Source organism: Xylocopilactobacillus apis (assembly GCF_033095965.1).
GTDB lineage: Bacteria > Bacillota > Bacilli > Lactobacillales > Lactobacillaceae > Xylocopilactobacillus > Xylocopilactobacillus apis.
The window spans coordinates 882160-904294 of record NZ_AP026801.1 but is presented as its reverse complement, the minus strand read 5'-3'; the positions used below and the strand labels follow the sequence as shown (position 1 = coordinate 904294).

Below are 22135 nucleotides of genomic sequence, written 5' to 3'. Positions count from 1 at the left end.
TTATGTAAAATCAGATTTATTTTTGATCAGTTAAATACACTTTAGTAGACGGATTGATCATTTTATTGTAAAACGTCTACTAATACTTCTTAAATATTTAAATGATTAACTAATTCCATGCCTAAACTTTTAGCACTTTTTGAACAATTTTTCCGTTTTTAAAATTTAACGTATAGTAATTTAAGTTATTTGTTTGGTCAAAGTAAGCTATTTCCCAAACAACTTTATGATCATAAAATCCTAATCTCGTATTTTTAATTTCCTTTAATTTTGAGGCGTCTCTCATTACAATTCGTTTTGCTTCTGATTCAGAAATTCCCTTATTTTGGTCAACAATTATTAGATTTCCGTTTGATGTATTCAAAATTGCATACTGATTTTTATTTTCTTTATTTTTTCCGAGCGCAGAAAAATAAGAAGAATCATGATTATACCAGTAATATTTGCTAAAACTATGTAAATCCGTTTTCTTTTGAATTACTTTAATCGCATCATTTTTTACCCGCAAAAAAGAATTATTGGCTAATATGTATGTTCCAAAAGCAATTACCAAAATTAAGATAATAACTCCTATAATGATTGGGAAGCGTCTAGATCTTTTTCTCATTTGTATTCACCTAAAGTTTTATCAATTCTAGCATACAACTATATTATCTCAATAATGCTCCCTGTCTCTAGAGCAACGATATTTTTTTTAACCGGTTTTTTATACATTGAAAATAAAACATCACTATAAACTTTTAATTGTCCTCTGTACCGCTCAGTTAAAATTTCAGATAGATTCTTTTTGCTGTTTCTTGGTAAATGGTCAGTTTTATAATCTATAAGAATGATTTCCGATTTTAAATTTAAAAATCCATCAATAATTCCATGGATCAAAACTGAATCATTTAAATCAAATTCTGTAGATCCATAAAGATCACACGGACTTGCAATAGCTTGAAAAGATTTTTCTCGTTCAAAGTTATCACTATTAGCAATAATTAATTTTCCTAAATCAGTTTTAAAAAAATTAATTATTTGATCAAGCTGCATTTTGTCTGCAGCTTGTTGTCTAATTAAATTTTGCTGAACTAAAATTATAATTTCTTCTTGCAAGTATGATAAATCAGGAATCTTTGAAATCGATATTTCCCGTAAAAGCAAATGCATGGCACTTCCAATTTCAGATGCCTTAACTTTTTTTTCTCCTTTAAATTCTGGAATTTCAAAATCAGACTTAATAGCCGGAATTTTAGCTCCAGGCAGTTCAGCCATTTTTAAAACATCATCATCCGGCTCTTGAAAAAGTGTCTTTAATTCAGAAACCGATTGATAAGCTGATTTACTAATCGAGCCTAAAAATGGATATTTCCAAGCAAACTTCTTATTAATTGCATCTTCAATTTTATCATCACTATTTGAAATCAAATCGTCTAAGTTAACTTTTTGAGAGACCTCTGAAATTTTATTAAATTCAATATCTTCAATGCTCGTTATTTTTAAATTAACAGAACTATCGGTCAGTTTAGAAAAAGCCGTATAATTTTTTTGATCCAAAGGTATTACTTGACCTTGTAACGATAACTTGAACATTTTTAAAAAAGAATTTGCTTTTTCTCGCTCTTCAGATTCAATAATTAGACTTTGACGGTCATAATTTTGAGCTAAATCGTCGAAAAATTTATTATCTGATCCGACAATAATTAATTTTTCTTTTGCGCGAGTCATAGCAACGTACAAAATTCGCATTTCTTCAGAGATTAACTTATTTTTTTCTTTCTGCTTAACAAATTCAATTTGCGGTAAATAATAAGAAATATTTTGTTCGTCAATATATCTTAGGCCGATTCCTTCTTTTTCATTGAGAACGTAGCTGCCAGAAAAATCACTTAAATTAAATTGGCGATTAACCCGATACAAAAAAACAACTGGAAATTCTAATCCCTTGGATGCGTGCATTGTAATTAATTGAACTGATTCCTTATTGTCTTTGGCTTGATCAGGAATACTAGGTCTAAAACTCGATTTTTCTACTTGATCTAAATATCTTACAAACTCACTTAAACTAGTAATTGAATTATCTTGAAATGATTTTACTTGGTTGAGAAACGTTCTTAGATTGTGAAGTCTAAAACTACCCCCAACCATTAAAGAAACATAATCAACAAAATGAGAATCATGATACAAAAATTCTATAAGTTCAGTTAATTCATTATTATTAGCAAATTCACGAGATTTTTCAATCAGATTTACTAACCGCTGTAAATTTTCGCTGATCTTATCATTTCTTTGTTCAATATAATGATTTACTGCCTGCCAAAATGATCCATCAAGCTTTTGTGATCTAATTACAGCTAAGTCGTTATCACTTAAGTCACCAAACGGGGATTTAAGAATTGCTGTCAAAGGAATATCTTGATCAGGATTATCAATAATTTTCAAAAAAGAAGTAATAATTTTTATCTCGGAATTTAGATAAAAATCTTCATTTTGACCACTGGTAATATTAATCCCAGCTGCCTCAAAAGTATTCATTATTACCCGATTTTCTGCTTTAGTTCTGGTCAATATAGCAATGTCTCCTAGAGTAATATCACGGAGTTTTTTTGTATTAGAATCATATATTTTATGATGATCTTTAAGCATTTTCTGAATTCGTTCAGCAACTATTCGTGCCATCTGCTCGGCTTGCGAAATGTCATCAGAAGAATTTTGATCAATTAGTAATTCTACCTGATCATCAATTTCAGCCGGATAATATTTTGCTCCAAACTTTAAATGAGAATTTTCATCATAATCTAGTTCCCCGACCTCTTGATCCATTAATTGTTCAAAGAAGAAATTAACCGTTGAATCAATATTCTCAACTGAACGATAGTTCTCAGCAATTACTATTACTTCTTGATCTAATGACTTCTCACTTTGAAATTCTTGATATTTTTGTAAAAAAAGCTGCGGATTAGCGTGACGAAAACCATAAATTGACTGCTTGATGTCACCAACCATAAACAAATTATGCTGATTCCCACTCAACATCGTTAATATTGAATCTTGTAAATCATTAATATCCTGATATTCATCAACCAAAATTTCTTTAAAGTGATTCTGGTAGTCAATGCGTGCAGTTTCACTATTTTGTAAAATTTGAGCCGCAAATCTTTCTAAATCAGAAAATTCATAAGAATTCTCTCTTCTCTTAACAAGTTCAACCTTTTTGAGGTAAGAACGAGTAAAATCAGCAAGTAACTTGATTCGATCTGCTGTTAACTTCGACAAATCCGTAATTTCTGCTTCCGAATATTGAAATAGCTTCGCTAGTCCATTTTTAGGATCAACCAATGATTTTTTTAACCCATCACGAAGTTTTTGAACTATTTTCTTAGCTTCCATCACTCCTTCATCAGAACTTCGAACTACTTTAGCTCGGGCAAAACTAAAATCAAAAAGCTGACTTTTTAATTCTTCATAATCAAGTTCAGACAAACGATCAATTACTTGAGAAAAATAAGAAATTCCATTCTCTGCTTCTGTAAAATAAAATTCTAATTCTGGATAACTAGAAGAAATATCTAAAATCTGTTTAAACTTTCTAATAAATGTTTTAATTCTTTTTTTAACAAAAGGTTTTAACTCTTTTTGATAAAACGTGCCGCTGGAAAAAGACCCATCAAATGTATATAGATGATCGATTGAATTTAACCATTGATCTTGATCTGCCAAAGAAGAAGAATATGCTTCCAGATCATGAACTAAATCTTGGAATTGCTGAATCGTCTTACCATCAGTAAAATTCTTAACAAGATTGAAAAAGTCTTCTCCTTTTTGTTCCAAAAACTCGCCAAAAGTATCATCAAATGGTTCTGCCTTTAATTTTTCAACTTCACTTTGATCAGTTAAAATTCTAAATCCGGGATCAATTCCAACAACATTAAAGTGAGCTCGAATAACCTTTTGACAGAAAGAATCAATTGTTTCAATATCAGCGTTTGATAAGTTGATAATCTGGCTTCGCAAAAATTCTTCATCAGAAAAACTTAAGTTTGTTTTTGATAATTCATTTGTCAACGCTACCCGTAATCGATCACGCATTTCATTAGCAGCTGCCCGAGTAAAAGTAACAATTAACATTGAATCAAGCGACATTCCGTTTAAGATGCTTGTAATAATCCTTTGAATTAAAACCGTCGTTTTTCCAGAACCAGCCGAAGCATAAACTAAAATGTCTTTTCCGTGGAGATTAATTGCCCGTTCTTGTGCTTTTGTAAATTGAACTTTACTCATTTGGCATCACCTCTCATTTGACGTAGTAAATCATCCGGGCTTTGAGATCTCCAAATCCGAAAATCTTTATTGATTTCAGGATCAAATAATAGAATTGCTTGATAAGCGTTACTGCGATACTTTTGAATATCTTCAAAAGTCTTAAAAAGAATCTTTTGTCTAAACTTCCCAGAATAAATCATTTCACCTAGCGTTTTAAATCTCTTCTCATTGAAATCAAAAATCGTGTTAAATTCATCTTCTGTATAAGCATTTTGATTCTTTTTAGTTTTAGGTGTGGGAAAAAGATCTTTCCAGTTTAAATCATTCGCTGCTAAATCATCTGAAATGATCTTTAAATAATTCTCATCATTTAAAAACGGGCCATTATACTTATAATTTTTGATCCAACTCTGATCAAAACTCGTTTTAATACTTTCATGTTCAATCGTAGGATCTTGAATTTGATAAAAGAAACTGCCTCCCACTTTTTGAAATGGTTCTTTAAAATAATAATTTTTTAAAATTTGCAAATAGGTAATTAGTTGAAGATTTAACCCGGAATAAAAATCATTAAGATCAAATTTGCGATTAGAAGATTTATAGTCAATGACGTTAAAAAATTGTTCGCCATTTTTTTCAAACAAATCTAGTCGATCAATCTTGCCGTTTATTTTTAAAAGTTGATTTTGACCTAACGTATAAATCGGCTGAATATCATCACCAGACATTCCAAAAGACTTTTCTGTAAAAAGCGGAATACTTCTTAATCCCTGCATTTTTATTGAACGCAAAGTTGACATCACCGTCTGTCTAAGAATTCCGATATTAAACTTATTAATTGGATCATTAAGTAAAAAGTCTAAATGCTGATTGTTAAGAACTTCTTTGTAAACATCATTTGTAATATTTTCCAGATCATGATCACTTAATTCATTTAGATTCTTGTTTTCTTTTTTTATGATTTTAAAAAAGTGATCTAAAACTTCGTGAAAAACTAAACCGCTCACTAGCGGATTTACTTCTGAAATCTGTCGCTCTCTAATTTTTAAAACATATTTAACAAAAAATTCGTAAGGGTTGCGAAAATAAGTTTCCATATTAGTTATTGATAAAAGCAAACTATTTTCAAAAATCTTTTCAATTACTGTCGGTTCGATAATATGGTTATCGCTTATTTCTAGAGCTTGTAAAACTTTTCTAAAATCTTCGCCTTGATTTTGTTTAAACCACATAAATAGTGATGTCCAATTTGCATCAATAGAGTTACGGTCACTTAAAGACTGGTTGATAATTTGAACAAGGTCAGTTAATGAGGTTGAAGGATTGATTAATCTCTCGTTAAAATCGAAATTCTCAGGCCGATCATCAAAATCTTGAATGGGAATTTGAAATTTTTCATGAATATCTCTGATATAACTTGATGGTAAAAGCGGAAATTCTTGATCTTGAGAAGCATAGCTCAAATAAAGTTCTGTTTTTGGCAGACTCATTGATAAATAATCCATTTTACGTTCTGTTTCATTTTGAAAATTGACGATGTAATGCAGAAGAAAATTATTATTAGTTTGTTTGGCAATATCTTCAAATTCTTCACTTGATAAAAGATATTCATTTCGATCATGAACAAAAGGTAAGTTGCCGTCTACCGAATTAATAATCCACACATATTTATAATCCGGTAGATTTACCTTATTGATATCTGAGATCTGAACAGCATCGATGACTGCTGGAACCATAGCATAAGTTTTGGTCTTAAAACCATTTAATAAAACAATCGAAAAATCGTTTAAGGAAATTTCTCGATCTCCAAAAATAACGGTTATTTCATCAAGCAATTTAGTAAAGGTATTGATTTCTTGCTCAATTTGATCCCCTTCAAGCTGCTGGCCTGCTTCGTAAAAATCATTTTTTGTTTGATTAAATTTATCAAAAATGCCTTCTTCACTAAGAAAATCATAAAGAATATTTGCATATTCATTAGCACTTTTACTCCGTTTTAAACTGCTAATCAAAGGAACTAACAGATCGCAAACCAATCTTTTGGCTAATAAAAAGTGCTCGAGTTTTGACTCATCTCTAGGAAAAGAACGTTTTAATTTCTCATTATCTAAATCTAGAAAAAGAAAATCATAACCAGAGATCCCTAACTTTAATGCAAAATTTTCTGCATCTATTAAAACCTCAGTTGGTACATCAAACATTTGAGTCTTTAAGAGATCAAAAATATCATCAATACTAATTCGACGGTTAACTAAATCCAATAACTTTTTTAATATAAAAGTGATCGTTGCGTTTTTCATTGAATTGGTAAATTCACCAAAGTATGGAATTTGATATTCGCTAAATATTTCTTTAAAAATAACTTCGTAATTATTAATCTGACTGCCTAAAATTAAAATGTCGTTATAACGCACGGACTCGTTTCGAACCAAATGTACAATTTTAAGTGCCAGATTTTTAACTTCAGAATATCTATCTAAACATCGATAAATTTTAATTTTTGGCTGTTCCTCAGTAACCTTAAGTTTAGAATCAAAAATAGCTGCCAGCTGATTATTCTCATTATTGCTGCAATCAATTTGTTCAGACTTGATATTTAATAAATTTAAATTTTCTAATGTCGGATCATATTTTAAAACCGCATCATGGTAGTTTACATAATAGACATTTTTGGCTTTTTCGATTAAAAGCATCAAAAGATCAGTCTCAACTTTTGTAAATTGAAGATAATTAAAAAATATAAAATTGGTCTGACTTAAATCCTTTGTGGCTAAATACTGCGATAGATAAACAAAATCACATTGTTCATTCCTAAAAGGCTGATCGATCGCTTTTTCGTAGTTTTGATAAATTAAAGATAAATCAGAATTTTTGTCTAAATCTAAATTCTCTCCCTCTAACTCCAACAAATCTTTGTAAGATATACCTTCTTTTTCAAATATTTCGATCTGTTCCCGTAATAGGTCAATAAATCCAGTATCACTAGTAAAATTCCGATAAACTTTTAATTCATCGTTATGATCTAGTAAAATCGAAGTTAAAATCATATCTTTCATACTTGTTGTTAACTCTGGCAGTTGAAAGTAGGAGGAATCATTGAGGAAATACCAAACCAAACGGTTGAAAGAATATATTTTTAAGTTCGGCAAACTAAAAAAACTAGATTGAGAATCACTTGTTTTCTGTTTTAAAAGGTTCAAAATGTTAATTTCGGTTTTGAATTTTAAATTATTTGGTACAATCAAAAATGTATCTTCTTTTGCAGGAAGTGATAAGATCTTATCAGCGATGATATCTAAAAAATCGGATTTTGCATTACCTTGTAAAATTTTTAAAGCCAATATATTTTCCTTATTTATTAATTTTTTTTTTATTTTTAACCTTTTTTAAAAATTAAAATGGCAAAGTTTTAGAATATACATATCTAATCTAACAAATAAATCGGGGGGATCCGAAAATAAAAACTTTAACCAAAACGCCTGCAAGCTCTGTTGCATCCGGTAAATTAATTCTTAATGGCGAACATGCAGTTGTATTTAATCGACCTGCGCTTGCAATTCCAATTAATACTCTACAAACTAAAGTTTATATCTCTAATAATTTCCAAAAAGGAATTTACCTTAAAAGTAAATTTTTCTTTGGAAATTTAGAGAACTGCAAAAATATCCTGCCATCATTATACGCATTAATTAAAGACTTTTTAATCTATATTGAAGAGACAGGTTCGAACTTTCAAGTTAACATTGAAAGTTCGATTCCAGAAGCAAGCGGTCTTGGTTCAAGTGCTGCAGTAGCATGGAGTTTAGCTAAAGCGTTGGATAATTACTTCCAAACTAATTTATCATTTATTGAACTTTATCATCTAGCTAATGTTTCGGAAAAAATTGTTCATACTAACCCCAGCGGTCTTGATTTAATAACTTCCGGCAGTGATACACCGATCATTTTTCAAAAAAATAAAAAACCAGTTAAATTTCAGATTAACAGAAACCTAGAGGGATATTTAGTCATTGCAACTACTCCGAAAAATGGCATTACCAAAAATGCTGTTAAAAAGGTTTCTGAAAACGCCAAAATGCACCCCGCACTGTATACTGAATATTTTAATTCTATTGAAGGAATTACTTATCGTGCAATTGATCATTTACAAAATGGAAATCTTGAAAAATTTGGCCTAGATTTATCTGAAAATCAACAAATTCTTTCAAAAATGCAGCTTAGTACTGCCAAAATTGATGATTTGATCAAATTAGCCCACAAAAATGGAAGTCTGGGAGCAAAAATTACTGGTAGTGGTTTAGGCGGTAGTATTTTTGCTTTAATGAAAGATTATGAATCAGCTGTAAAATTAGAACGGATTTTCTGTCAAGAAAAGGCTAATTTTACCCATATCATTTCTTTAAACGAGTATTGTAATTGAAATGGCAAAATCAACTGCTCATCCAAATATTGCTCTGATTAAATATTGGGGCAAAGAAGATCCAACTCTTAATTTACCCGCCTCACCCAGCCTTTCTCTAACCTTAAGCGGCCTTAAAACATCTACCTCAGTTAGGCTTGATCCAAAACTGAAGCAGGATGTTTTTATTTTGAATGGGAAAAAAATTGAGAGCCCTAAGATTTCTACTTTTATGAATAAAGTTAGAGAGCTTGCTGAATGTCAAACATTTTCAGTAATTGAAACTCGTAACAATTTTCCAACTTCAGCCGGTCATGCATCATCTGCCAGCGGGTTTGCTGCCTTAAGTGTCGCATGCAGTCAAGAATATAAATTAAACTTAAATCATGACCAACTTTCTCGTTTAGCTAGAATTGGTTCAGGATCTGCAACTCGTTCAATAGACGAAGGTTTAGTTGCATGGCAGTGTGGGACTGACAAAACATCATTTGGAACTTCAATTGTGAGTTCAGATCAAATCCCCCTAGTCGTTCTTTCATTTACCAATGATAAAAGTCCCAAAAAAATTTCAAGTACTAAGGCAATGGAAATTGTAAAAAAAACGTCTCCTTATTATGACTCGTGGATTAAACGGTCAACAGCTGACTTTAGAGATGCTTTAGAACTCGTTAAAAATAGTGATTGGCAGAATTTATTAGCTCTAGGAGAAGCTAATTCACTAGGGATGCACGCAGCAACCATTGCTGCTAAACCTTCTATTATTTATTTTTCACCTGATTCCCTTAAATTAATGGATCAAGTGAGGAAAATTAGAGCGGAAAAAAAATTACCGATTTATTTTTCGCTAGATGCGGGACCAAATGTTAAAGTTTTTACTCTTAAAGATAAATTGGCAGCCGTAGAAAAAGAATTCAAAGATTGGGATTACACTTTAAGTTTCCCAGGAGAAGGGGCTAAGTTAATTGATTAAAATTAAAGTACCGGGAAAACTTTTTATTTCGGGTGAGTATGCCGCTGTTTCTCCTCTCTACCATTCTTTAATTGTCCCGGTAAATCGTTATTTATCAGTCCAAATTAAATTTTTTCAAAATGAATTTTCAATAATTAAAAGCGGTCAAAAAGAACTTAAAGTTAATTTTATTAAATTACAAACTGAATTAGAAGTAAGTGATTATTGGCTCCCCATTTTTAAGTCTCTTAAGACGGTTCGTTCTTTCTTGCTTGATAAAAAAATAAATTTAAACAATTTTTCTTTAATTATCGAAAGTGATCTTGAAGATCTTACCTATGGAAAAATCGGTCTTGGATCTTCTGGAGCAATCACCGTCGCAACAATTAAAGCGATCCTTGCTTTATATAAAGTAGAAATTAACGCAACAGAGACTTATCATTTAGCTTTAAAGGCACAGATTGATCAATTTCAAGAAAGTTCGTTTGGTGATATAGCGATTGCTTCTTTTCAAAAACCCATTTATTATCAAAAGCCTAAAAATTTAGATTCTCCACTAAAAATACAAACTTTTTCTTGGCCGAGTAATCTCAAATTATTTATTGGGTTCACCGGCGAGCCTTATAAAACTTCAATGGGAGTAAACAAATTTAATAACCTGCCTGCCAAAGTAAAAACTGATTTCAGTCAAAAAGTAGATGAGTTAACAAATCTTTTATATCGCAATTTAATTAATGACCAGCCAGGGGTTACAAATGTCTTTCAAAATATTGCAAATTTGTATTGGAATTTTGACCTTCGATACAATCTTGGTATATTTTCCCCTCCTTTAAAAAAACTAGTATTATCTGCTAATAAATTAAAAATACCAGCCAAACAATCTGGAGCAGGTGGCGGTGACTGCGGGATTGCAATTGCTTGTGAACAAAAAAAAGAGTCCCTTTATAACAATTGGGAGCATGAAAATATTATTCCATTAAACTTGGAGGTGGTTAATTGAGTGACGCACTACAAAGAAAGAATGAACATTTAAGTCTTTTCGAAAAATACTATGACCCAAATCAAAAAAACGACTTTGATGAAATTCGCCTAGTTCCCACCCTGATACCAGAATTAAATTTATCAGAGGTGGATCCAACAATTGATATTTTAGGTTCTCACTTTTTACATTCCTTTTTTATTAATGCAATGACTGGTGGATCTTCTAGAGCCAAAGAAATCAATTCTCAACTAGCGACCATTGCTAATAAATATCATTTAGCAATGGCAGTTGGTTCCCAAAAAATTGGCATCATCGATCAAAACACAAAAGATAGTTTTTCTGTAGTTAGAGAAAAAAATCCCGATGGTTTTATTATTGCTAATCTAAGCGCAAATCAAAAAATTGAGCATGTTAAAGAAGCGATTAAAATGATTGATGCAAACGCAATCCAGTTGCATCTGAACTCAATTCAAGAATTAGTTAATTCTGAGGGTGATCGAGATTTTCATTTACTTAACAACATCGAAAATATTGTAAATTCAATTGAACAGCCTGTAATTATTAAATCCGTCGGATTCGGGATTAATCCTAATGATGTAAAACGGTTATCAGACATTGGAGTAAAAGTTTTCGATGTCTCAGGAACTGGCGGGACTAATTTTATTAAAATTGAAAATCAGCAAAATAAAACTCACCATCTTGATTATCTTGAAGAGTTAGGACTTAGTACCGTTGAATCATTACTTGCTGCCAAAAAATATGCGGTAAATTTAATTGGAAGCGGCGGAGTTCGAAACCCGCTTGATATTATCAAAGCTCATGTTTTAGGTGCTAAATTAGTTGGAATCAGCGGCACATTTTTACATCCATTAATTAAAAGAGATCCTGATAGTTTAGAGACGATGATCACTGAATGGATTGAAATGATTCCAAAAATCATGTTAATGATTGGGACCAAAAATCTTGAAGAATTGAAACAAGCTCCTTACATTCCCTCTTCAAAAATCGCTAATTCCGTAAATTTTTTGGATAAAAATTTTTAATTCGATTTTGAACTAAATGCCCAAATCCAAACACATAACCTTGATAAGATAAAGCAACCCATTGTTTTGTTGGAGAAACTTCTTCAATTTTTAATTCTTCACCGTGGCGATAAGCGCGAAATTGATCACCATCCAACTCAATAATTTTCTTAAAGTTTGAATGCGGCTGGGCCAAAAATATATCTTGATGCGGAACAAACCGATTCTTTTTTAAATCCCCGATTTTAACTCCTTTTTTAACTAAATGGAGATCTTTGACTAAATCATAAAAAGTTAAGTCTAAAGAGTAATAAGCATCATTAAGATTAAAAACATCTGAAATTGGATTAACAAATGTAGAATTCATAAATTCTGTAAAAATCGGTGAAATTTTTGATTGCAATTTAAAATTAGACTTTTTTGGACTTTTGATTTGACCCATTTTTTGAAACTTAGCAATAAATTGACCTTCTCCTTTGTAACGATGGGGATATAGCCGTAAGCACTTCTTTAATTCAGGATCACCATTGCCAAAATCTGGCACCCCTGCTTCTCCTCCAGTTGGAAAATCAAATTCTAATAATTTAAGATCACGATTACTTTCAAGAATACTTGAGACGACCCCTTCATCCTCTTCGGGAGAAAAAGTACACGTTGAATAAACCAAGATTCCTTCAGGCGCTAACATCTTAATAGCGCTTGAAAGGATCTTTTTTTGAAGACGGGCACAAGAAGAAGGATATTCACTACTCCAGTATTTAATAGCTTCTGGATCTTTTCGAAACATCCCTTCTCCCGAGCAAGGAGCGTCAACTAAAATTTTAGAAAAAGTTTCAGGGAATTTTTTTGACAAATTTTCAGGAGTCTCATTACTTACTGCAACATTTGAGTAGCCCATCCGGCCAATATTTTCAGCTAAAACTTTAGAACGCTTTAAATCAATATCATTTGCCAACAAATAACCCTCTCCATTTAATTGAGAGGCAAGATACGTCGATTTTCCTCCGGGTGCTGCACAAAGGTCTAGAACTAAATCATTTTCTTTAGGAGCTAAAACCTTAGCAACATACATGGCACTAGGTTCTTGACTATAAAGAGCTCCTGCCAAAAATTCAATGCTATTGCCTGAAATTTTCCCATAATAAGAATTAGGAATTTCCTCAATCGGCTGATATGATGAAAAATCTGTTAAATTTCTTTTATTTTCAACTCGAAAAGCGCTAATACTTTGCTTTTTAAAAGAATTTACAAACTCATCAGCTGATGAGCCTAATAGTTTCTGATATTTTTTGATAAATTCAATTGGTAATTTCATATTGTTAATATTTTATAATTTGCTAAATAGTGTCCTAACCAAATTTCGATCAAAGTTGAGATATAAACGACAAAACTTATGATATAACCATTAATTATGTACTGCATTTTTAACCCGATAAATAAAGCAATGCTTACAAAAATTAAATCAATAACTGCAATCCATAAATCAATGTGTTTTCTCGAACTTTTAGAATAGGTTTCAAATTGAATGGCAATGACTATAATCATAATTGTCATCACTAAGAGATCAGAAAATATAAAGATCCAGCTATGCTTCAGCCAGCCACTACCAATGATTGGAATTTCACTAGATAAAAATTTCTTTTCTTTTGAAGAATGAAAAATCTTTCTAAATTTATTAGAATGCTCAATAATTTTTGGTCCATCCCCAACTACTGTTAGTTGCTTCAACTTAACATTTTGCGGCAAATTATGACTATTAACACTAATAAAAACTTTAGAGTTAAGCTGTTTTGTTTCTCTAAATCCAGTAAATCCAATAATTGAAATATATTTTTTCCCAAGAATATAATAATTTTGAAGCTGATTTAAATAAACATTCTTTTTAACATCTTTTCCAACAATTGCCAAGGGCACATCCGCAATAAAATCTTCATTAGAAAATTTTCTGCCTTCATTTAGAGGTAAATTTAATGTGATTCCTTTATCATAAATGTAAACAATATCACTTGATGTAATAAATTGAAGCTGAAATTGATCATCATCTTGTGTTGAATGTTCAATTTTGGCTAACGCACTCCTCAGTGATTCACTGCTCTTAGTGGGGAAAACAAGAGCATTTGGAGATAATCCATTATTATTAATTGCCCGTTTATCGTTTTGACTAAAAATCAAAATAAGGCAATATGCCAAAGCTCCAATTACTAAAAAGTTTATAAATTTTTTCCACATTTTTATTCAACCATATAGATCCGATCATGATATAAATCAAAATCGGGAAATTCTTTGTTCAACCTTAACATTTTTTTTAGATTAATAAAACGAACTTCAGACCAAAATTTAGTTGAATTTGTTTTTCCATTATGCTCCCCTATTACAATAAAGCTGATTTTTCTTTTATTTTGCCGAATTAAATTTAAAACTTTCAAATCGAGATCACTGTTATCAGGACTCCAAGCTAATACTATGGTCGAATATTTTTCTAGATTTTTAGATAAATAATCAATCGCATCAACTTGCTTTATCGGAAAAAAATTACTTTCATTCAGTGTCTCTGTCTTATACTCTCCGTTGTCGACAGCTGTAATATCAAGCCCTTTTTTACTCAATTGAGAAGATAAAAATCCATTTCCAGCCGCTATTTCAAGAACTGGTGAATTTAGGTATGAAACTAAATCATCTATTAAATGATCGTTTAAAATACAGTATAGACCTAGATTTTCTCGAACAACATTGCGAAAATCCATCAAAAGGTGATCTAGTGCAGAAATTTTTTCCTCTAAGTCAGGACTCTTTAAATTTAATGTTATTAAATCTAAAACTTCATCTTCAGATAGCGGTAAAAAAGGTAACGGATTTCTTGGATAATTGGAATGAGTTAATTCCTCAACTGCTAAATTCATAGCAGCGATTTTTTCTTTAATTGATAATGAAAAAATTAAATCTAAGTCTTTAAATCTTGCAAAATAATCTTCAAAAGTCATGGTCAATTATCTCATAATAGTTTTATTAGTCTAAAAAAAAAGCACCTTACGGTGCTAATTTTTAAAGTTGAGCTTTTGCTTTTTCAACTAAATCAGAAAATCCTTCAGGATCACTAATTGCAATCTCACTTAACATTTTTCGGTTTAAATCAATTGAAGCTAATTTTAACCCGTGCATCAAACGGCTGTATGAAATATCATTCATTCTAGCAGCTGCATTAATACGAGCAATCCATAATTTTCTGAAATCACGCTTTACTTGGCGACGATCACGAAATGCGTATCTATACGACACAAAGAGCTGAGAATGTGCTGCTTTGAATTGAATATGTTTAGCTCCACGATAACCTTTGGCGAGCTTTAAAATCTTTTTTCTTCTTTTACGTGCGGATGGGCCGCCTTTTACTCTTGCCATTATTTATTTCTCCTAAATTTACTTCATATTTGTTAGCATTTGGCCAATACGTTTCATATCTGAATGACTTACCATTGCTGATTTTGATAATTGTCGTCTTTGCTTCTTAGTTTTTCCATGAAAGCGGTGAGAAGTGTAAGCGTGTGAACGTTTCAATCCGCCGCTGGCTGTTCTTTTAAATCTTTTTACAGAAGCACGATGCGTTTTAAATTTTGGCATTATAACCCTTTCTACTTGCTGTTTTTTTCAACTTTAGGAGCTAACATTAAAAACATACTGCGACCATCCATTTTAGGTCTGGATTCCACTGTTGCAATATCTTCAGTTTGCTCGATAAATTTTTCTAAAACCTCTCGGCCAATTTCGCTATGCGTAATCGCCCGACCTTTAAATCTAATACTAGCTTTAACTTTCTCACCTTTAGTAAGAAATTTGCGAGCATTATTCAACTTAGTGTTGAAATCGTTTTGATCAATCGTTGGACTTAAACGTATTTCTTTTACGCTGACTACTTTTTGATTCTTCTTTGAGTCTTTGTTCTTTTTCTCCAAATCAAAACGGTACTTACCATAATCCATAATTTTAGCAACCGGTGGTTTACTGTTTGGTGCTACCAAAACTACATCTAAGTCTCTCTGATGCGCTAATTCAAGCGCTTCTTCTTTTGATCTGACCCCGAGTTGCTCACCGGTATCAGAGATCAATCTCACTTCATGAGACTTAATCCCCTCATTTACGATCATATTTTTAACTATTGCGTTCACCTCAATTTTTAAACAAAATTACAAAAAAAATAACAGGACCCCCTACAATCCTGCCGCAAATATCTCACGAAAGATACCCAGAGGATTAACATAGGCGAGAACTTAGTTCTACTTAATAAACATTTATTAATATTACTCTTTATTTTAAAAAATTCAAGTCACCTTGTGTTGGCGTGATTGACAATCTTTTGCCTTCTCTTGGTTAAAGAACGATAAAATAAAAAGATCCCAATCCAAAGAAATACTAAACCAACGTAAAAAAATTCTGGCAAAATTGCTAAGACCAAAAATCCAGCAATTCCAGCTAAACAACCGCCTAAAACCCAACCGTCATCTAGATTGAATAAATATGAAACAATATTAACAATTAACCCTAACCAAGGTAAAAAAAAGACTGTATTTCCAACTTCTTTATACGATTCAATAAAATGAGCATAATTTAATTGGGATCTATTTCCGAAAAGCAAAATTAAGACCTCAACAAAGACAGCAAAAATATAGACTACATTAAAAATAAAAGGAAAATCTTTAGTAAAATTCTTCATTACTTCTCCTAAGATCTTTTTTGGTCATTTTGAATTTTAACATACTATTAATTATTATTGCCCAAATATCAAAAAAATGCTAATATTTAACACTGGACACGGAGAGTTGGCAGAGTGGTAATGCACCGGACTCGAAATCCGGCGAACCGGCTTATACCGGCGCGCAGGTTCAAATCCTGTACTCTCCTTTATTTAACTAATATTAACTCCTAAAAACGCCGATTTAACGGGATTATCTAATATTAATTAATGTTTTGAATTAAAATTACTGATACAAATCGTGCACAAAACGTATACATTTGGGTTTAATTTTTGTACATCCTTTTTAGGATCCTAAAAAAGATTTATTACCCAAGATAGCATTCGGGAATCCCAATTTAGTGGGATTTTTTTTATTAGTTTAGTTATCACGCGTTACCTATTTATCTTCAAAAAAGCGTTCAAAATGAGACGTGAATCACTCCCATTGTTAAATAGCGCCACATATCATTTTTAAGATAAAAACTATTTAGAAAAAATTCAAAATAGTTATTGCTTTTTAAAATTTTGAAGTTTAAACTCTATTTAGAAAATTTTCTAAATAGCTTCACAAAATTCAAAATAGAGGATAAAAATATGCATTTAGACCTTGAAGCTTTAAAAACACTTTTACCGCTTATCATTATTCAAATAATTTTGATCGTTGTCGCGACGATTGACCTTTTCAAAAATCACAAAAAACCGATAGAACTTTTATGGCTGCCCGTAATCATTTTTGGAACCCTCCTTGGATCAATCGCTTATTTTATTTTTGGCAGACAGAGGCTTTAACAATGGATCCATTATTAGATATAAAAAACTTGAGTAAAAATTTTAAATCTCAAAATGCTGTCAAAAATTTATCTTTACAAATTTTCCCTCACGACTGCATTGGATTAATTGGACCAAATGGTTCAGGGAAAACCACCTTCTTAAAAATGATCACGGGAATTTTAAAACCCTCGGAAGGTCAAATTTATTTTGAAGGTCAGAAGATTGTTCAAAATAGAAATTTAATCGGTTATCTTCCTCAGGATCCTAAATTTTTCGAATGGATGACGGCGCGCGAATTTTTAGAATTTAACTGTCAAATTTTCGAAATAGATTCCAGCCTTATAAATCAATCACTAGAAGGAGTCGGATTACTTGAATCTGGAGATCGAAAAATTAATGAATTTTCTGGTGGAATGCGTCAAAGACTGGGTATTGCTCAGGCAACAATTCATCATCCAAAATTTTTAATTTTAGATGAACCTGTATCTGCACTCGATCCCTCAGGACGACACGAAGTTTTAAAAATCATGCAAAATTTAAAAAAAGAAACAACTATTATTTTTTCTACTCATATTTTGGCGGATGCGCAAGAAATTTGTAACCGTTTTTTGATTATGAAAAAAGCTCAAATTCGAGACGATTTCTACTTGAAACAAATGCAATCCGATGATTCTCTAAATATAAAATTATTTAAACCAAATGATCAATGGATTTCTCACGTTAAGCAAATATCTGCAATAAAAAATGTGATTCTAAAATCACCAACTGAAATTCAAATTAATGCCCAATCTTCAGATTATGGATGGAAAAATCAAGTTCTTCAAATCCTCGTTGATTACAATTTAAATTTTTCAACAATTAAAACTGGGCAATTCTCACTTGATGATTATTTCACACAACTGATGGAGGACTAATTTATGAAAAAATTATTAGTACTTTTAAAAAAAGAATTCCAAGAATCAGTTAAAGAATTTAAAATATTTTGGATTCCTTTGGTTTTTATCGTTACCGCCATCATGCAGCCAATATCCATGCACCTACTCCCAAAACTCGTGAGCAAAAACCGTGGTCTGATCTTGGATCCAAAATTTGCATCTCCTTCGGGCAATTCAGTTTTAGCTGGAATTTTTAATCAGTTAAACGAAATTGGAATTATCGTAATTGCCATTACCCTAATGAGTTCAATTATCAGTGAAAAAAACAGTGGCGTTTTTGACCTGCTATTTTCTAAGCCGATTAACTCATTAGAATATCTCTTAAGCAAATACCTTTTTTACTATGTTCTTTTTGTCTTAAGCGCAATCGTTGGGATGTTAGCTGGTTGGTATTATACTAATATTTACTATTCTGCTGTTAACTCAAGTTTATTTGTCAGGGCTACGCTGTTCTACCTGTTGTGGTATTTATTCGTCATTACCATTGGAATTACCGCAAGCGCTATATTTAATAGCCAAATTGTAGCAGCATTGATTACTTTTATGATTCCAACCATTTTATTAGTGTTAAATAATTTGGATTGGAAAATCATCAGAATTATTAATCCTGCCGTCCTGAGCAGCAACGCTAGTTCCGTCATGAACAAAATGAATTTAACAGCCGACTGGCGTTTAAACATCATTGGATCAATTGGAATAATTATCTTACTTATTATGATAACTTTGATCGATTTTAAAAAAATTCATGATGTTTAAAACCTTGTTTAATTAGAGCAATAATCTATTTTCAAATCAAGTTCAAACATGTTAGCTGCTTAAAATTTAATTTGATCTTTATCGTTAAATCAAATTAATCTGTCATATTTAAAAAGCGGACAACTTTGTCAAAAGTATAAAATTAAAATGGGATAAACTTTGAGTAATCTTCCATAAATTTCCGATCACGTTTTCCAGACTCATCTACTAGCAAATTAATTTATCGAGTTTTGAGGTTGCTTTTTATATTTTGGCAATGCCAAAGTGTTTGTTCAATCGTGTTTCGTAAAATCGTCGCAACAAATAATCCATTGGAAAGATCCTCAACTCCACTGCTTAAAAACGGCATCCAAAAAAAGATTAAATCCAAAATTATTAGTTGAAGTTAGTGATTCCAACTTAAATAGAATGAATGCAGAATTGTTAAGAAAATTGATACAAAGTGAAAAAGAACATTAATCCTTAGTAGCTTTTCCTCTCCTTTACTTTAAAAGGAAAGATCTCATTTTTATGTTTTGCCTTGCTGATCTAACGCAGTAAAATTCTGTAACAGATCGGGGGTGTAATGTTGCTGAGATATTTTATTGCCCCGCTGACGGTGGGGATTCTTCTCGCAGCTTTTAATTATTGGTTAAATAATCGCAAGAAGAAATAAGGCAGCTTAACCACACCCGCTTATGAAGTGAAAAAAAGACCTTAGCTACTCGTAATAGCTAGGGTCTTGGTGTATGTTGCTGAGATATTTTCGTATATATTCTAACACGATAGATAATTTAATCAACCGAATACTTTTATTTTTGTCTACTTATCCGTAGCCATTCTGGAACCTAAAAACAGATAACAAAAACTGTCCGATACATAAACATTGAAGAGTTTATAGGACGATCATTTTCGTTTCATTATACATTTAATCACCGTCCATTTTATTTTTTAAGTGTTCTTCAATGACTTTTATTACTGCTTTATAATATTCAATTCCATATTTTGCAGAAAATCTCTGATCATCTGACATTCCATTAGCATCCCAATTTGATAGATTATCTTTTAAATCAGATAGATCGGCTTTTTTTCTATGTAGTTCTTCCTTTAGAAATTCAATGGCTTTACCGGGTTCTAAAAATTCACCAAAATAAAGTTTCATCAAAAAATCTGACTTTATAATATCTGGCTCAGTTTTCTTATTTACAGATTGTTTAAATTCTTCTTTACCCGATTCAGTAATAAAAAAGACGTTTTTACTAGGTTTATCCTCTTGTTCAATTCTATCTTTATATATTAGTCCATCTTTTTCAAGATTCTTTAGCGTTGGATAGATCATTCCAAATCCACCATCATAAAAGTGCCGCAATTGACTATGTAAAATGTCATTTATTTGATATCCAGTAAGTCCTCCTTTACTATTTAGTAATCCGAGAATAATATCTTTGCCTTTCATGATGACTTCCTTTTTTATAAACTGTTAATAGAATTTTACACTCATTTGTATCTATGTTCTGCTTTTATATTAACAAATTCTATATCGCATTTATATCAAAGAAAATGATATTTTTGGCAACATTTTTTAATATTAGATTTACACTCTTCTCTTCCAGAATAGAAATGTTAAAACTAATGTGACTATCAAATATGGTATTGCGACCTTATATAACGACTTGAAAGCATTAACTATATTATTAAGGGCAGTATCTTTAATATCCTTAATAACCCTATTTATACCTTGATCGATCTTGGCGTTACCCGTATGCTTTTTTGCCGTATTTGATGTTTTCTGTTCTCTAATACCTTCGATCGATTTTTTAATCAATGTGGATTTTGCTTGTTTAGGAATATTTAGTCCAGATACCTGTTCTGAAACATAATTTTCAGATTTGACTTGGGCGCTTTTTAAATTTGTATATAAACCTGTTACAAAAATCGCAACCGCTAAGACGATCCCGATTTGGCGTAACACTCCCGTTACACTTTGCGATGCAGAAAGTAACTCACCAGTAAAATCAGATGCGCCAATGACGGTAATTGGCCCTGTAATCAATCCATATCCAGCACCGATAAGTGCACCATATATACAAGAATATAATTGGTTATTTAACCCATTGTTAGCATATCCAATATAACCAATCACCATTAATAAAAAACCAAATGAAAGCAAAATTTTGGGACCAGTTTTTTTTAAAGCAAAACCTGAGATTGGTGACATAATAAAAATAAATAGAGTAACCGGAACGATCATAAATGATGCATGCAGTGCATCAAAATGTTTAACGTTAGTATAGTAGGTTGGCAAAAGCACGGTAATCCCAACTAAAAACAAATTACTCAAAACCACTACAACAGATGAACCAATAAAGTTTTTATCCTTGAATAGTTCCAAGGGAATCATCGGTTTTTTTGACCTAATCTCAACGACTAAGAAAGAAACAAAAAAGACTAATGAAAAAAATATAAACAATAAAGATGTTAGCGAGGTCCAACCCCAGGTTCTTCCCTGAGTTAAAACTGTCGTTAAACTTAAAAGAAATAGGATGCTAAAAGCTGATCCAAAAATATCAAAGTTAATAACTTCTTCATTTACTTCTTTGAAATCAAGTAATTTCAAACCAATAATCAAAACAAAAATTACAATTGGCAAGTTGATAAAAAAGATCCAACGCCAAGTTAAATACTGAGTAATAATTCCACCAATCACCGGTCCCAGTGCAGCAGCAAGTCCTTGCGTTACACCTAATACAGCAATGACTCCCGTTCTTTTATCTTTATCAACTAAATTAATCCCAAGTGTCATTGAAAGTGGAAAGACCAGAGCAGCACCAATACTTTGAATTGCACGACCAAAAACTAAAATGCATAAACCGTTCGATAAGCCGGAAATTAAAGAGCCAATCCCAAAAATAATGAATCCTAGCATTATGATTTTATTCATTCCATATCTTTCGGCTACTCTAGTCAGCGGTATGGTCAACGAGGCAAATAAAATCGTATAAATATTTAATGCCCACGATAAATTATTAAGAGCTGTGGAAAATGTTTCTCCAATCTCTGGCAAAGCAACATTCATTACAGTTGTATCAAGCATGCAAATGAAAATTCCACATACAAAAATAACAAGTTTTAAGTTTCGTCTACACATTAGTAAATCACCTTTTACCTTTTATTTAATATTATTTATATTAATATTATTAATATAAACATCAATAACGATGTTAGAATTTTTTAAGTTGTTTTTAAACGTTAATTTACATTACAAATCGTTAACCAAACTTCGATTCTAAACAAAAAAGCTAATAAAGAACGATCGTCTAAATTAGCTTTTTCAATATTTGTTGTATGTATTAGCCTTTAATTTTTGGAAT

Annotated in this window: 20 protein-coding genes and 1 tRNA gene; 9 read left to right on the top strand and 12 right to left on the bottom strand. The window is 31.4% G+C overall.

The genetic code is table 11. The features are described 5' to 3' along the window. Positions 1-121: 121 nt before the first annotated feature. From R8749_RS04275 to R8749_RS04265, 3 genes are read right to left on the bottom strand one after another with little or no spacing between them, the layout of a single operon-like run. Positions 122-607, bottom strand: a complete 486-nt coding sequence (locus tag R8749_RS04275) for a cell wall elongation regulator TseB-like domain-containing protein (RefSeq protein ID WP_317698209.1) — start codon at positions 605-607, stop codon at positions 122-124. 38 nt (positions 608-645) lie between these two features. Then, on the bottom strand, positions 646-4263 hold the full coding sequence (gene addA, locus R8749_RS04270) for a helicase-exonuclease AddAB subunit AddA (protein ID WP_317698208.1): 3618 nt from the start codon (positions 4261-4263) through the stop codon (positions 646-648). After that, positions 4260-7586: a PD-(D/E)XK nuclease family protein gene (locus R8749_RS04265; protein WP_317698207.1), complete on the bottom strand. Its 3327-nt coding sequence runs from the start codon at positions 7584-7586 to the stop codon at positions 4260-4262. Before R8749_RS04265 ends, addA begins: the two co-directional genes overlap by 4 nt. A gap of 95 nt (positions 7587-7681) precedes the next feature. Here R8749_RS04265 and mvk point away from each other — a divergent pair, with 95 nt between their 5' ends. The 4 genes from mvk to fni are packed head-to-tail and all read left to right on the top strand — an operon-like array spanning position 7682 to position 11618. Continuing rightward, complete coding sequence (gene mvk, locus R8749_RS04260) at positions 7682-8665, top strand: mevalonate kinase (protein WP_317698511.1); 984 nt, start codon at positions 7682-7684, stop codon at positions 8663-8665. A gap of 1 nt (position 8666) precedes the next feature. Beyond that, complete coding sequence (gene mvaD / locus R8749_RS04255) at positions 8667-9614, top strand: diphosphomevalonate decarboxylase (protein ID WP_317698206.1); 948 nt, start codon at positions 8667-8669, stop codon at positions 9612-9614. After that, on the top strand, positions 9607-10593 hold the full coding sequence (locus tag R8749_RS04250) for a mevalonate kinase family protein (protein ID WP_317698205.1): 987 nt from the start codon (positions 9607-9609) through the stop codon (positions 10591-10593). Before mvaD ends, R8749_RS04250 begins: the two co-directional genes overlap by 8 nt. Then, positions 10590-11618, top strand: coding sequence for a type 2 isopentenyl-diphosphate Delta-isomerase (gene fni / locus R8749_RS04245; RefSeq protein ID WP_317698204.1), 1029 nt, complete (start codon positions 10590-10592; stop codon positions 11616-11618). Before R8749_RS04250 ends, fni begins: the two co-directional genes overlap by 4 nt. Here fni and R8749_RS04240 read toward each other — a convergent pair. The 7 genes from R8749_RS04240 to R8749_RS04210 all read right to left on the bottom strand — a co-directional run bounded on the left by R8749_RS04240 (position 11584) and on the right by R8749_RS04210 (position 16302). Beyond that, positions 11584-12912: an NOL1/NOP2/sun family putative RNA methylase gene (locus tag R8749_RS04240; protein ID WP_317698203.1), complete on the bottom strand. Its 1329-nt coding sequence runs from the start codon at positions 12910-12912 to the stop codon at positions 11584-11586. The two genes, fni and R8749_RS04240, sit on opposite strands and share 35 nt — an antisense overlap. After that, the gene (locus R8749_RS04235) at positions 12909-13826 is read right to left on the bottom strand and encodes a hypothetical protein (RefSeq protein WP_317698202.1); all 918 of its coding nucleotides are present in this window, start codon (positions 13824-13826) and stop codon (positions 12909-12911) included. Before R8749_RS04235 ends, R8749_RS04240 begins: the two co-directional genes overlap by 4 nt. Before the next feature lie 2 nt (positions 13827-13828). Continuing rightward, positions 13829-14578 carry a class I SAM-dependent methyltransferase gene (locus tag R8749_RS04230; RefSeq protein WP_317698201.1) on the bottom strand — a complete coding sequence of 250 codons (750 nt, stop codon included), beginning with the start codon at positions 14576-14578 and terminating at the stop codon, positions 13829-13831. A 61-nt stretch (positions 14579-14639) separates the two neighbouring features. Further along, positions 14640-14993 (bottom strand): 50S ribosomal protein L20, encoded by a 354-nt coding sequence (gene rplT, locus R8749_RS04225; RefSeq protein ID WP_317698199.1) that lies wholly within the window; start codon positions 14991-14993, stop codon positions 14640-14642. A gap of 18 nt (positions 14994-15011) precedes the next feature. Beyond that, complete coding sequence (gene rpmI / locus R8749_RS04220; RefSeq protein ID WP_317698197.1) at positions 15012-15212, bottom strand: 50S ribosomal protein L35; 201 nt, start codon at positions 15210-15212, stop codon at positions 15012-15014. Between the two features lie 11 nt (positions 15213-15223). Beyond that, positions 15224-15736 (bottom strand): translation initiation factor IF-3, encoded by a 513-nt coding sequence (infC, locus tag R8749_RS04215; RefSeq protein ID WP_317698510.1) that lies wholly within the window; start codon positions 15734-15736, stop codon positions 15224-15226. A 179-nt stretch (positions 15737-15915) separates the two neighbouring features. Further along, positions 15916-16302 (bottom strand): hypothetical protein, encoded by a 387-nt coding sequence (locus tag R8749_RS04210; RefSeq protein WP_317698195.1) that lies wholly within the window; start codon positions 16300-16302, stop codon positions 15916-15918. Between the two features lie 100 nt (positions 16303-16402). Here R8749_RS04210 and R8749_RS04205 point away from each other — a divergent pair. The 5 genes from R8749_RS04205 to R8749_RS04190 all read left to right on the top strand — a co-directional run bounded on the left by R8749_RS04205 (position 16403) and on the right by R8749_RS04190 (position 19440). Continuing rightward, positions 16403-16490, top strand: a tRNA-Ser gene (locus tag R8749_RS04205). A gap of 427 nt (positions 16491-16917) precedes the next feature. Continuing rightward, positions 16918-17112, top strand: coding sequence for a PLD nuclease N-terminal domain-containing protein (locus R8749_RS10790; protein ID WP_425613211.1), 195 nt, complete (start codon positions 16918-16920; stop codon positions 17110-17112). Positions 17113-17114: 2 nt separating this feature from the next. Beyond that, entirely contained in the window at positions 17115-18008 is an 894-nt protein-coding gene (locus R8749_RS04200; RefSeq protein ID WP_317698192.1) for an ABC transporter ATP-binding protein, read from the top strand. Between the two features lie 3 nt (positions 18009-18011). Continuing rightward, the gene (locus R8749_RS04195) at positions 18012-18785 is read left to right on the top strand and encodes an ABC transporter permease (protein WP_317698190.1); all 774 of its coding nucleotides are present in this window, start codon (positions 18012-18014) and stop codon (positions 18783-18785) included. 565 nt (positions 18786-19350) lie between these two features. Then, complete coding sequence (locus R8749_RS04190) at positions 19351-19440, top strand: type I toxin-antitoxin system Fst family toxin (protein ID WP_317698189.1); 90 nt, start codon at positions 19351-19353, stop codon at positions 19438-19440. 252 nt (positions 19441-19692) lie between these two features. Here the strand turns inward: R8749_RS04190 and R8749_RS04185 are convergent, their stop codons facing one another. Both R8749_RS04185 and R8749_RS04180 read right to left on the bottom strand, forming a co-directional pair. Continuing rightward, on the bottom strand, positions 19693-20220 hold the full coding sequence (locus R8749_RS04185; RefSeq protein ID WP_317698187.1) for a PadR family transcriptional regulator: 528 nt from the start codon (positions 20218-20220) through the stop codon (positions 19693-19695). 138 nt (positions 20221-20358) lie between these two features. Continuing rightward, positions 20359-21912, bottom strand: a complete 1554-nt coding sequence (locus R8749_RS04180) for an MFS transporter (protein ID WP_317698185.1) — start codon at positions 21910-21912, stop codon at positions 20359-20361. Positions 21913-22135: the final 223 nt, after the last annotated feature.

What these genes read in the sequence shown, in the direction of transcription:
- R8749_RS04275 (WP_317698209.1), bottom strand. Translation starts at nt 607, where the DNA reads ATGAGAAAAAGATCTAGACGCTTCCCAATCATTATAGGAGTTATTATC.
- addA (WP_317698208.1), bottom strand. Translation starts at nt 4,263, where the DNA reads ATGAGTAAAGTTCAATTTACAAAAGCACAAGAACGGGCAATTAATCTC.
- mvaD (WP_317698206.1), top strand. Translation starts at nt 8,667, where the DNA reads ATGGCAAAATCAACTGCTCATCCAAATATTGCTCTGATTAAATATTGG.
- R8749_RS04240 (WP_317698203.1), bottom strand. Translation starts at nt 12,912, where the DNA reads ATGAAATTACCAATTGAATTTATCAAAAAATATCAGAAACTATTAGGC.
- R8749_RS04235 (WP_317698202.1), bottom strand. Translation starts at nt 13,826, where the DNA reads ATGTGGAAAAAATTTATAAACTTTTTAGTAATTGGAGCTTTGGCATAT.
- R8749_RS04230 (WP_317698201.1), bottom strand. Translation starts at nt 14,578, where the DNA reads ATGACTTTTGAAGATTATTTTGCAAGATTTAAAGACTTAGATTTAATT.
- rplT (WP_317698199.1), bottom strand. Translation starts at nt 14,993, where the DNA reads ATGGCAAGAGTAAAAGGCGGCCCATCCGCACGTAAAAGAAGAAAAAAG.
- rpmI (WP_317698197.1), bottom strand. Translation starts at nt 15,212, where the DNA reads ATGCCAAAATTTAAAACGCATCGTGCTTCTGTAAAAAGATTTAAAAGA.
- infC (WP_317698510.1), bottom strand. Translation starts at nt 15,736, where the DNA reads ATGATCGTAAATGAGGGGATTAAGTCTCATGAAGTGAGATTGATCTCT.
- R8749_RS04210 (WP_317698195.1), bottom strand. Translation starts at nt 16,302, where the DNA reads ATGAAGAATTTTACTAAAGATTTTCCTTTTATTTTTAATGTAGTCTAT.
- R8749_RS10790 (WP_425613211.1), top strand. Translation starts at nt 16,918, where the DNA reads ATGCATTTAGACCTTGAAGCTTTAAAAACACTTTTACCGCTTATCATT.
- R8749_RS04200 (WP_317698192.1), top strand. Translation starts at nt 17,115, where the DNA reads ATGGATCCATTATTAGATATAAAAAACTTGAGTAAAAATTTTAAATCT.
- R8749_RS04195 (WP_317698190.1), top strand. Translation starts at nt 18,012, where the DNA reads ATGAAAAAATTATTAGTACTTTTAAAAAAAGAATTCCAAGAATCAGTT.
- R8749_RS04190 (WP_317698189.1), top strand. Translation starts at nt 19,351, where the DNA reads ATGTTGCTGAGATATTTTATTGCCCCGCTGACGGTGGGGATTCTTCTC.
- R8749_RS04185 (WP_317698187.1), bottom strand. Translation starts at nt 20,220, where the DNA reads ATGAAAGGCAAAGATATTATTCTCGGATTACTAAATAGTAAAGGAGGA.
- R8749_RS04180 (WP_317698185.1), bottom strand. Translation starts at nt 21,912, where the DNA reads ATGTGTAGACGAAACTTAAAACTTGTTATTTTTGTATGTGGAATTTTC.